Origin of the sequence: Stenotrophomonas pictorum JCM 9942, assembly GCF_001310775.1 — a bacterium.
Taxonomy (GTDB): Bacteria; Pseudomonadota; Gammaproteobacteria; order Xanthomonadales; family Xanthomonadaceae; genus Stenotrophomonas; species Stenotrophomonas pictorum.
In genome coordinates, this window is sequence record NZ_BAZI01000067.1 from 1 (window position 1) to 10,436 (window position 10,436).

Annotated in this window: 8 protein-coding genes and 2 pseudogenes; 5 read left to right on the plus strand and 5 right to left on the minus strand. The window is 65.5% G+C overall.

What is annotated here, in order from left to right; all coding sequences use genetic code 11:
- Positions 1-1,043: AAA family ATPase (locus tag JCM9942_RS05650; RefSeq protein ID WP_157722795.1), on the minus strand; the 1,043-nt coding region annotated here is incomplete at its 3' end.
- A 185-nt stretch (positions 1,044-1,228) separates the two neighbouring features.
- Here JCM9942_RS05650 and grpE point away from each other — a divergent pair.
- The 5 genes and pseudogenes from grpE (at position 1,229) to JCM9942_RS05675 (ending at position 7,243) form a co-directional block, all read left to right on the plus strand.
- Positions 1,229-1,750, plus strand: a complete 522-nt coding sequence (gene grpE / locus JCM9942_RS05655) for a nucleotide exchange factor GrpE (RefSeq protein WP_054658282.1) — start codon at positions 1,229-1,231, stop codon at positions 1,748-1,750.
- Positions 1,751-1,889: 139 nt separating this feature from the next.
- Positions 1,890-3,806, plus strand: a complete 1,917-nt coding sequence (dnaK, locus tag JCM9942_RS05660; protein WP_054658284.1) for a molecular chaperone DnaK — start codon at positions 1,890-1,892, stop codon at positions 3,804-3,806.
- Between the two features lie 168 nt (positions 3,807-3,974).
- Positions 3,975-5,102, plus strand: coding sequence for a molecular chaperone DnaJ (gene dnaJ / locus JCM9942_RS05665; protein WP_054658286.1), 1,128 nt, complete (start codon positions 3,975-3,977; stop codon positions 5,100-5,102).
- A gap of 124 nt (positions 5,103-5,226) precedes the next feature.
- Positions 5,227-6,134 (plus strand): annotated as a pseudogene (gene pdxY / locus JCM9942_RS05670) (pyridoxal kinase).
- Positions 6,131-7,243, plus strand: coding sequence for a prephenate dehydrogenase (locus JCM9942_RS05675; RefSeq protein ID WP_054658288.1), 1,113 nt, complete (start codon positions 6,131-6,133; stop codon positions 7,241-7,243). Before pdxY ends, JCM9942_RS05675 begins: the two are co-directional and overlap by 4 nt.
- 221 nt (positions 7,244-7,464) lie before the next feature.
- On the opposite strand, the gene JCM9942_RS05680 is transcribed toward JCM9942_RS05675, so the two are convergent.
- The 4 genes and pseudogenes from JCM9942_RS05680 to JCM9942_RS05695 all read right to left on the minus strand — a co-directional run.
- Entirely contained in the window at positions 7,465-7,680 is a 216-nt protein-coding gene (locus JCM9942_RS05680; protein ID WP_054658290.1) for a hypothetical protein, read from the minus strand.
- An 84-nt stretch (positions 7,681-7,764) separates the two neighbouring features.
- Entirely contained in the window at positions 7,765-9,528 is a 1,764-nt protein-coding gene (locus JCM9942_RS05685; protein ID WP_054658293.1) for an ABC transporter transmembrane domain-containing protein, read from the minus strand.
- Positions 9,521-10,117 carry an IMPACT family protein gene (locus JCM9942_RS05690; protein WP_054658295.1) on the minus strand — a complete coding sequence of 199 codons (597 nt, stop codon included), beginning with the start codon at positions 10,115-10,117 and terminating at the stop codon, positions 9,521-9,523. Before JCM9942_RS05690 ends, JCM9942_RS05685 begins: the two co-directional genes overlap by 8 nt.
- A 45-nt stretch (positions 10,118-10,162) precedes the next feature.
- Positions 10,163-10,436 (minus strand): annotated as a pseudogene (locus tag JCM9942_RS05695) (hypothetical protein); the annotation flags it as partial.

Sequence of the window (10,436 nt, forward strand, 5' to 3'; positions counted from 1 at the left end):
TCGTCGGCCAGCCTGGCCAGACGCTCGTCGGCGCCGCGCAGCTGCTCCAGCTCGGCCTCGATACGGTCGCGGGTGCCTGCCAGCTCCTCCATCGGCACGCGGTGCTTGCGCGCCAGATCATGCAGACGCCCGAGGCGACGTTCGATGTCTTCAAATGCCTCCGGATCGCTGTCCAGGTCGTCCTGCACCCGGTCCAGCTGTACCAGGACCTCGTGCAGCTGGATGGCGGCGGCATCGAGCATGCTGTCGATCTCGCCCAGTCGCTGATCGTGCTGGCTGACCCGCGCCAGTTCGCCGCGAATCTGCTGCAGCTGGGCGAGCAGGGAGGGGCTGTCGTCGCCGTTGAGCAGGCCGCTGGCATGCTGGCAGGCCTCGATCAGGGCGGTGGAATGGGCCTGGCGGCGGTGGCTGGCGATCAGGGTGGCGATGGAAGCCGGCTCCAGCTCCTCGCGCTGCAGTTCGCCCAGCTGGTGTTCGAGAAAGCCGATGCGATCGGAGACATCACCCTGTTGCGACAGGGCCTCGCGCTCGTCCAGCAACGCCTGCCAACGTGATGCAGCCAGGCGAACGGCGGCGCGCTCGGTCTCGTTGCGGGCGTAGGCATCCAGCAGTACCAGCTGGCTGTGGCGGGCCAGCAGGGCCTGCTGCTCGTGCTGGCCGTGGATTTCGACCAGAAAGGCGGCCAGTTCGGCCAGTTGCGATACCGGTACCGGGCGGCCATTGATGAAGGCGCGCGAGCCGCCATCGGCACGAATGACCCGGCGCAGCTGGCACTGTTCCTCGTCATCGAGTTCGTTGTCGCGCAGCCATTGCCGGGCGGGGGTGTCATCGCTGAGGCTGAATTCGGCTGACAGCTCGGCCCGGCTGGCGCCGTGGCGCACCACGCCGGAGTCGGCGCGCTGGCCGGAAAGGAAGCCCAGCGCATCGACCATCAGCGACTTGCCGGCGCCGGTTTCACCGGAAACCACGGTCATGCCGGGGCCGAACTCCAGTTCGGTGGCGCGTACTACTGCAAAATCCTTGATGGAAAGATGTCTGAGCATGGTCGGCAGGTCTTGGGGCCGCGCAAAACTAGCATGCGCGAAGGTCCGGGCAAATGTCCGGGGGTGGATTTTCCTGGCAGGGTAGGTGGTTGGCGTCTCACCGCGTGATTCTTGACCTTGAAACCGCCGCCGCCGCCCACATACGGGGCAGGGTAGGCGGCTGAACTTCCGCCAGGGAACCGGAAATGAACCAAGAGCACCCAGAACTCGACCCCATTACCCCCGCTGACAGCGAAGCGGCCACCGATCCCCAGCAGGAGCAGATCCAGGCGCTGCGCGCCGAGCTGGAGCAGGTGAAGGCTGACGCGCTGCGTGAGCGCGCCGACCTGGAGAACCAGCGCCGGCGTGTGGCCCGCGATGTCGAGCAGGCGCGCAAGTTTGCCAACGAGAAGCTGCTGGGCGAACTGCTGCCGGTGTTTGACAGCCTGGATGCGGGCCTTGCCGCCGCGGGCAGCGAGCCCAACCCGCTGCGCGAAGGGCTGGAACTGACCTACAAGCAGCTGCTCAAGGTGGCGGCCGACAATGGTCTGGCGCTGCTGGATCCGGCCGGGGAAACCTTCAATCCGGAGCACCACCAGGCCATCAGCCAAGTGGATGCGCCGGCTGGCGTGAACCCTGGCGCGGTCGTGACCGTGTTCCAGAAGGGCTACCTGCTCAACGAGCGCCTGCTGCGTCCGGCGCTGGTGGTGGTGGCCCGGGTCGACTGACCCGCAGGCTGGCCGCCGGTTAAACGGCGCCGGTCATCCGCAAACCGTGTTCCAGGGGTGGCTTGAATGTCACCACGCCATCCCCCACATCCCATTCATCCCCGGCGGCTGCCGGCAAACGAATCCTCAGGAGTCCCCCATGGGCAAGATCATTGGTATCGACCTCGGCACCACCAACTCGTGCGTGGCGATCATGGACGGCGGCAAGGCCCGCGTCATCGAAAACTCGGAAGGCGATCGCACCACGCCTTCCATCGTCGCCTATACCAAGGACGGCGAAGTGCTGGTGGGCGCCTCGGCAAAGCGCCAGGCCGTCACCAACCCGAAGAACACCTTCTATGCGGTGAAGCGCCTGATCGGCCGCAAGTTCACCGACGGTGAAGTGCAGAAAGACATCGCCCACGTTCCCTACGGCATCCTGGCCCATGACAACGGCGATGCCTGGGTGCAGACCAGCGACGGCAAGAAGATGGCGCCGCAGGAAATCTCCGCGCGCGTGCTGGAAAAGATGAAGAAGACCGCCGAGGACTTCCTCGGTGAAAAGGTCACCGAAGCGGTCATCACCGTGCCGGCCTACTTCAACGACAGCCAGCGCCAGGCGACCAAGGACGCCGGCCGCATCGCCGGTCTGGACGTCAAGCGCATCATCAACGAGCCGACCGCCGCGGCCCTGGCCTATGGCCTGGACAAGGGCGACAACAAGGATCGCAAGATCGTTGTCTACGATCTGGGCGGCGGCACTTTCGACGTGTCGATCATCGAGATCGCCAACGTCGACGGCGAGAAGCAGTTCGAAGTGCTGGCCACCAACGGTGACACCTTCCTGGGCGGCGAAGATTTCGACAACCGCGTTATCGAGTACCTGGTGGAAGAGTTCCAGAAGGACCAGGGCATCGACCTGCGCAAGGATCCGCTGGCCCTGCAGCGCCTGAAGGATGCTGCCGAGCGCGCAAAGATCGAGCTGTCGTCCGCGCAGCAGACCGAAGTCAACCTGCCGTACGTCACCGCCGATGCCTCTGGCCCGAAGCACCTGAACATCAAGCTGACCCGTGCAAAGCTCGAGGCGCTGGTGGAAGACCTGGTCAAGAAGTCGATCGAGCCGTGCCGTGTCGCGCTCAATGACGCCGGCCTGCGTTCGAGCGACATCAACGAAGTGATCCTGGTCGGTGGCCAGACCCGCATGCCGAAGGTGCAGCAGGCGGTGAGCGAGTTCTTCGGCAAGGAACCGCGCAAGGACGTAAACCCGGACGAAGCCGTGGCACTGGGTGCCGCGATCCAGGGTGGCGTGCTGGGCGGCGACGTCAAGGACGTGCTGCTGCTGGACGTGACCCCGCTGTCGCTGGGTATCGAGACCATGGGTGGCGTGTTCACCAAGATCATCGAGAAGAACACCACGATCCCGACCAAGGCTTCGCAGATCTTCTCGACCGCCGAGGACAACCAGTCGGCCGTGACCGTGCACGTGCTGCAGGGTGAGCGTGAGCAGGCCCGCTACAACAAGTCGCTGGCCAAGTTCGACCTGTCCGGCATCGAGCCGGCCCCGCGTGGCATGCCGCAGGTGGAAGTGTCCTTCGACATCGACGCCAACGGCATCCTGCACGTGTCGGCCAAGGACAAGAAGACCAACAAGGAGCAGAAGGTCGAGATCAAGGCCGGCTCGGGTTTGTCCGAGGAAGAGATCGCACGCATGGTCGCCGATGCGGAAGCCAACCGTGAGGAAGACAAGAAGTTCCAGGAGCTGGTGCAGACCCGCAACCAGGCCGATGGTCTGATCCACGCGACCCGCAGTGCCATCACCGAGCACGGCAGCAAGGTCGGCGGCGATGTCATCGGCAAGGTCGAGGCGGCACTGGCCGATCTGGAAACGGCGATGAAGGGCGACGACAAGGCGCAGATCGAAGCCAAGTCCAAGTCGCTGGAAGAAGCCGGCCAGGCGCTGTTTGCTGCCGCTTCGGCGGGCGAGCAGGGCGGCACGGCCGATGCCGGTGCCGGTCAGTCCAGCGATGACGTGGTCGATGCCGAGTTTACCGAGGTCAAGGACGACAAGAAGTCCTGATCCGGCGGTGGAACGGGGTGGTGGCGCAGGCCATCGCCCCCTTCCCCTCCTGCAACAACTGGTCCTGACAGAAGGGTAAGCCGGCGTCGGGGCGGCCAACAGAGGAGCGGAAGCGGTTTTCGCTCCTTTGTTTTGACGAATCCCGAGTGACGGAACTCTATTCCTGAAATGAGCAAGCGCGATTACTACGAAGTGCTGGGTGTTTCCCGCACTGCCAATGACGAAGAACTGAAGAAGGCCTATCGCCGTTGCGCGATGAAGCATCACCCCGACCGCAATCCGGGGGACTCCGCGGCCGAAGCGGCGTTCAAGGAGTGCAAGGAGGCGTACGAGGTCCTATCTGATGGCAACAAGCGGCGCATGTACGACGCCCACGGTCATGCCGCGTTCGAGCATGGCATGGGCGGTGGGGGCGGCCACGGCGGCCCCGACATGAACGACATCTTCGGCGACATCTTCGGCAATATTTTCGGGGGCGGTGGCGGTCCGCGCCAGCCGCGTCGCGGGGCCGACATCGGCTATGTGATGGAGCTGGACCTGGAGGAGGCGGTGGCCGGCGTCGAACGCCGCATCGAGATCCCCACCTTGGCCGAGTGCGACGACTGCGATGGCAGCGGCTCGGAAGACCGCAAGGTCGAGACCTGCAACGTCTGCGGCGGACGCGGCCAGGTGCGGGTGCAGCGTGGCATCTTCGCCATGCAGCAGGCGTGCCACAACTGCGGCGGCCGTGGCCAGATCATCGCCAAGCCCTGCAAGACCTGCCACGGCAACGGTCGGGTCGAGGAAGACAAGGTGCTCTCGGTCAAGGTGCCCGCGGGCGTGGACAGCGGTGATCGCATCCGCCTCCAGGGCGAGGGCGAGGCCGGTCCGCCGGGCACGCCGCCGGGCGATCTGTATGTGGAAATCCGCGTGCGCGAGCATGCAATCTTCACACGCGATGGCGACGACCTGCATTGCGAAGTGCCGGTGCGTATCTCGCAGGCGGCGCTGGGCGACACGATCCGGGTGGCCACGCTCGGGGGTGAGGCGGAGATCCGCATTCCGGCCGAGACCCAGACCGGCAAGCTGTTCCGCCTGCGCGGCAAGGGCGTCAAGTCGGTGCGCAGTCGTACCGAAGGGGACCTGTACTGCCGCATCGTCGTGGAAACTCCGGTCAACCTGACGGCCGAACAGCGCAAGCTGCTGGAACAGTTCGAGGCCAGCTTCAGTGGCGAGGACGCGCGCAAGCATTCGCCCAAGTCGGCCACGTTCATTGATGGCGTCAAGGGGTTCTGGGACCGCATGACCTCCACCTGACCGGTTCGTTTTCAGCAATGACAAAGCCGCAGCTTGCTGCGGCTTTGTTGTTTCCGTGCGCGGCGTTGGTTGCGCACGCAATCTACGCCGTCGCCTCGGGGGTGTGCGGACGTAGAATGTAACGATGAACGAAGTCGACCACAGCCATCTCGTGCACGGTCGTCGGCAACGCCGGATGGGCCGACGCCGGTGGACGTGATTTCGGTCCAATCTCAACTGGTCTACGGCCACGCCGGCAACAGTGCGGCAGTGCCGCCGTTGCGTGCGCTGGGTCTGCGCGTGGCGGAAATTCCCACGACGCTGCTGAGCAATGCGCCGTTCTATTCGACGCTGCGCGGGCGCGTGCTCCCCGCGGACTGGTTTGCCGATCTGCTGCTGGGGGCGAGCGAACGTGGTCTGCCGCAGCGTGCCGGTGCGCTGGTGTCCGGCTATTTCGGCAGTGTGGAAAACGGTGTCGCATTCGCCGACTGGCTGGATACAGTGCTTCCGCAGTCGTCCCAGTTGCGTTACTGCCTGGATCCGGTGATCGGTGACACCCACACTGGGCCTTATGTGGAGCCCGGATTGGAGAAGGTTTTTGCCGAACGGCTGTTGCCACATGCCTGGCTGGTGACTCCCAACGCGTTCGAACTGGGACGTCTGACCGGCATGCCCGCATTGGCGCAGGACGATGCCATCGCCGCTTCGCGCAAGTTGCTGGAACGGGGGCCGGAATGGGTGATCGCCCATTCGGTCTCGGGGAATCCCGGCGACCTGGTGACGCTGGCGATCGGGCGCGATGAAGTCTGGCGTTGGACCTCGCCGCATCTGCCGGTGGATGTGGCTGGTACCGGTGACGTGCTGATGTCGCTGATCGTCGCCTTTCTGCTCAAAGGACACGCCTTTGAAGATGCGGTGGGCCGCGCCATTGCCGGTGTGCATGCCGCGCTGGAAGCGACGTTGGCGCAGGGCGTGGAGGAATTCGATGTGCTTGCCGCAGCGCCCGCGGCGCTGGGTACGCCGCACCGGTTCCGCGCCGAGCGCCTGGCATGAGTGGTCCTGTCATCGGCATCGTCGGCAGCGGCGGCGCCTATGGCCGTTGGCTGCGCGGATTCTTCCAGTCGCGGATGGGGCTGACGGTCATCGGCCATGATCCGGTGGATGCGGACTCGCAGACCCCCGAACAGCTGCTGGAGCGGGCCGACGTGCTGCTGTTTTCCGCGCCCATCCGCCATACGCCGGATCTGATACGCGACTACGTCCACCGCTCGGGCGGGCGCGAGCAGGGCCGTTTGTGGCTGGATGTCACCTCGATCAAGGCCGGGCCGGTAGCGGCGATGCTGGAGTCCAGAGCATCGGTCGCCGGACTGCATCCGATGACCGCGCCGCCCAAATCGCCGACCCTCAAGGGCCGGGTGATGGTGGTCTGTGAAGCCCGCCTGGATCCCCGCTGGCAGGGTTGGCTCAAGGAGCTGTACGCCGGGTTGGAGGCCGAATGCGTGCGTGCCACCCCCGAGCATCATGACCGGGTGATGGCGCTGGTGCAGGCGATGGTGCACGCCACCCATCTGGCGCAGGCCAGTGTGCTGCGCGAGTACGCGCCGCTGCTGGGTGATCTGCAGGCGCTGATGCCTTACCGTTCTACCGCCTTCGAACTGGATGCGGCGGTCATTTCGCGCATCCTGTCGCTGAATCCGGCGATCTACGAAGACATCCAGTTCGGCAATCCGCATACCGCCGAGATGCTGGATCGTCTGCTCGGCCAGCTGCAGCAGTTGCGCGGACTGATCGGACAGAGCAGCGATTCGGCCCGCGCCGTGTTCCGTCAGCAGTTCCTGCTCGACAACCGGGCGGCGGTGGGCGAGGACACCCTGCGCGACGGCAATTACAGCTTCGAGCGGCTGGGCTATCTGCTGGCCGATCTCACCGAACAACGAGCGATGAGCGTACATCTGCCGCAGGACCGCGCCGGTTCACTGCGTGAACTGCTGCATGTTTTCGAGCAGCATGGGGTCAGCTTGGCCTCGATCCACTCCTCGCGTACGCCATCAGGGGAAGTGCATTTCCGTATCGGTTTCGAGCACAGCTATGCGCCGGAGGTGTTGGCCGCGGCCGCGGAGCAGATCGATCACAGCGGTATCGGACGCGTGCTGGGACGCTGACCTACCCGGGGACTGTCGCAGCAGCTGCGACTTAATCCACAGGGGGTGTGGATGAAATGTACACAAACGTGTGGATAAGCGTCGGCGCGCCTTGTGGCACAAGGCTGTCAAGACACTTGTTCAATAATTGACCAGCATCGGGCTGGTTTGGCAAAGCCATTCAGGCCCGCATAGTCCACGCGTTTTGCCGCTGCATCCGCTGTCCCATGGAGGTCCTGTTTTCAGGCACGGTATGGCTGGTTCAGTGACAACCTGACCGCACCATCGGCGGTTCCCAGGTGGCTGCCCTGGCGGATCAGTGGACGCCCGTCGGCCAATTCATAACGTGGTGCGGGTGTGGAGTTGCCACTGGCCACGCCTGGTGTTTCGTCCCTGAATTCGATGACGATCCAGCTCTGGCCATCGGCACTTGTCGCAGGGAATTGTCGGAACGCCATCGCTCAGCTCCTGGTGGCAGGGACCCGGATCGGCCGCGTTGATCATGCCGGCAGCGGCGTTACCCGGCTGTCGGCATGATGTTCTCAATCTATGAACTGCAGTCGCGCCAGTTCGGCATACAACCCGTCCTGGGCCAGCAGCTCGGCATGCGAGCCCTGGGCGATGATGCGACCGTGGTCCATCACCACGATGCGGTCGGCCTTCAGCACCGTGGCCAGACGATGCGCGATCACCAGCGTGGTGCGGCCGCTCATCAGTCGTTCCAGCGCCTGCTGCACCGCGCGCTCGCTCTGCGCGTCCAGCGCGCTGGTAGCCTCGTCCAGCAGCAGCACCGGCGCGTCCTTGAGCAACGCGCGAGCGATGGCGATGCGCTGTTGCTGGCCGCCGGACAGGCGCGCGCCACGCTCGCCCAGATCGCTGGCGTAACCTTCGGGCAGCTGGCTGAGGAACTCGTCGGCTTCGGCCGAGCGTGCGGCGATCCGTATCGCTTCATCACTGGCCTCGAGCCGGCCATAGCGGATGTTGTCGGCGGCGCTGGCGGCGAACAGGGCCGGCTGCTGCGGCACCAGCGCGATGTTCTGGCGCAGTTGGGCCGGATCGAGCCGGCGCAGATCGATGCCATCAAGCTGCACGCTGCCGGCGTCCGGATCATGGAAACGCAGCAGCAGTGACAGCACCGTGCTCTTGCCCGCGCCGGAGGGGCCGACTAGGGCAACGGTCTCGCCGGGCGCCACCGTCAGACTGAAGTCGTCCAGTGCCGGCTGGTCCGGACGCTGCGGGTAGTGGAAGGACACGTGCTCGAAGCGGATTTCCCCGCGCAACGGTACCGGCAGCGGCTGGGCTTGCGCCGGCGCGGTGATGCTTGGCGTTTCAGCCAGCAGCTCGGCGATGCGGCCCATGCCGCCGGAAGCGCGTTGCAGTTCGTTCCACACTTCGGCCAGTGCGCCCACCGAGCCGCCGCCGATCAGCGCATACAGCACGAATTGTCCCAGCGTGCCGGCGCTCATGTTGCCGTCCACGACATCATGCGCGCCGGACCACAGCACCGCGACGATGGCACCGAACACCAGCACGATGGCGATGGCAGTCACGACGGATTGGGTGCGGATACGGCGCCGTGCGGTGGCCACCGAGACCTTCAATGCGTCTTCAAAGCGGCCGCGTTCGTAGGGCTCACGGGCATGGGCCTGCACGGTGCGGACCGCGCCCAGGGTCTCGGCGGCCAGTGCATTGGCGTCGGCGATGCGGTCCTGGCTGGCGCGTGAGATCTTCTGCAGCTGGCGCGCGCCCAGCACGATCGGCAGCACCGCCAGGGGAATGCCAATCAACGCATACGCGGCCAGACGCGGGCTGGTGACAAACAGCATCACCATGCTGCCAACCACGGTGACGCCGCTGCGCAAGGCCACCGACATGGTCGAGCCGATCACGCTGCGCAGCAGTTCGCAGTCGGCGGTCAGCCGGGATACCAGCTCGCCGCTGCGGTTGCGGTCGTGAAAGCCGGCATCCAGGCCGATCAGGTGGGCGTACAGGCGTCCACGCAGGTCGGCGACGACCTTCTCGCCAAGCAGCGACACAAAGAAGAAGCGGGCGGCCGTGGCCAGCGCCAATACCACCGCCACCACGAACAGCAGCGAGAACGCGCGGTTGATCTGGCCGCCGCCGGAGAAACCGTGGTCGATCATCTGTTTGACCGCCATCGGCAGGCTCAACGTTGCCGTTGAGGACACCGCCAATGCGACCAGCCACGCCCCGAACAGAGCGCCATGGCGACGCACGAACGGCCACAGCGCCTTGAGGCTGCCCAGCTTCTGCAGCTTGGGTGAGGGATGCATTGGTTCAGTCATGGGGGGAAAGCTCGCTCATGCGCAGGCGGTTGCGGGTGGCATCACGCAGGCGCAGCGCCAACGCGTCGATCTGGTCGGCAGGCAGGCGCACGTGCAGGCGCAGACCCTCGGTCAGGAATTGTTCTTCAAGCTTCTCGGCACCGGCATTGCCCAGCAGGGTGTGGACGATGCCCATGTCCTCGAAGCCGCACTGCAAGATGCGTTCGGTCATCGCCACCAGCGGGCTGCGCTGGGCCAGCCGCAGGCACTCGGCGGCGGTACCGCCGTAGGCGCGCACCAGACCGCCGGCGCCCAGCTTGATGCCGCCATACCAGCGCGTGACCACCACCGCGATGCGGTCGTAGCCTTGGCCATCAATAGCTGCCAGGATCGGCCTGCCCGCGGTGCCGGCCGGTTCGCCGTCATCGCTGGAGCGGTATTCATTGCCGTGGCGGTAGGCCCAGCAGTTGTGGGTAGCATCGGCGAACGAGACCGCACCGATGAACGCCAGTGCTTCGGCGGCAGTGCCGATAGGGGCGGCCTGCGCGAGGAAGCGGCTGTGTTTTATCTCCAGCTCGTGGCTGGCGGGGGCGGCAAGGGTGTCGAGCATCACCGCCATTCTAGAGGCTGACAACCGACGCGTGTGTCTGCGCGGTCAGTCCGTGAGCAGGGAGCGCAGGTCACGCGGAATACGCGCCTCGGGATACTCCTGCATGAAACGCCGCAGGCTCAGACGTGCGCCGGACAGATCGCCGGAGTCGCGGCGTTCGCGGATGCGCTTGAGCCACTGCCGGCGCGGGAGCGTGGCATCGCTGTCGAGGTCGCTCTGCCATTGCTGCAGTCTTTCGGCCGCGAGATTTTCGGCACTCTGCGGCGTGCTGCCGGAACTGCGGACCGCCTCCAGCGGTTCGGGCCGAGGCGCGGCCGTG

What these genes read in the sequence shown, in the direction of transcription:
- grpE (WP_054658282.1), top strand. Translation starts at nt 1,229, where the DNA reads ATGAACCAAGAGCACCCAGAACTCGACCCCATTACCCCCGCTGACAGC.
- dnaK (WP_054658284.1), top strand. Translation starts at nt 1,890, where the DNA reads ATGGGCAAGATCATTGGTATCGACCTCGGCACCACCAACTCGTGCGTG.
- dnaJ (WP_054658286.1), top strand. Translation starts at nt 3,975, where the DNA reads ATGAGCAAGCGCGATTACTACGAAGTGCTGGGTGTTTCCCGCACTGCC.
- JCM9942_RS05675 (WP_054658288.1), top strand. Translation starts at nt 6,131, where the DNA reads ATGAGTGGTCCTGTCATCGGCATCGTCGGCAGCGGCGGCGCCTATGGC.
- JCM9942_RS05680 (WP_054658290.1), bottom strand. Translation starts at nt 7,680, where the DNA reads ATGGCGTTCCGACAATTCCCTGCGACAAGTGCCGATGGCCAGAGCTGG.
- JCM9942_RS05685 (WP_054658293.1), bottom strand. Translation starts at nt 9,528, where the DNA reads ATGACTGAACCAATGCATCCCTCACCCAAGCTGCAGAAGCTGGGCAGC.
- JCM9942_RS05690 (WP_054658295.1), bottom strand. Translation starts at nt 10,117, where the DNA reads ATGCTCGACACCCTTGCCGCCCCCGCCAGCCACGAGCTGGAGATAAAA.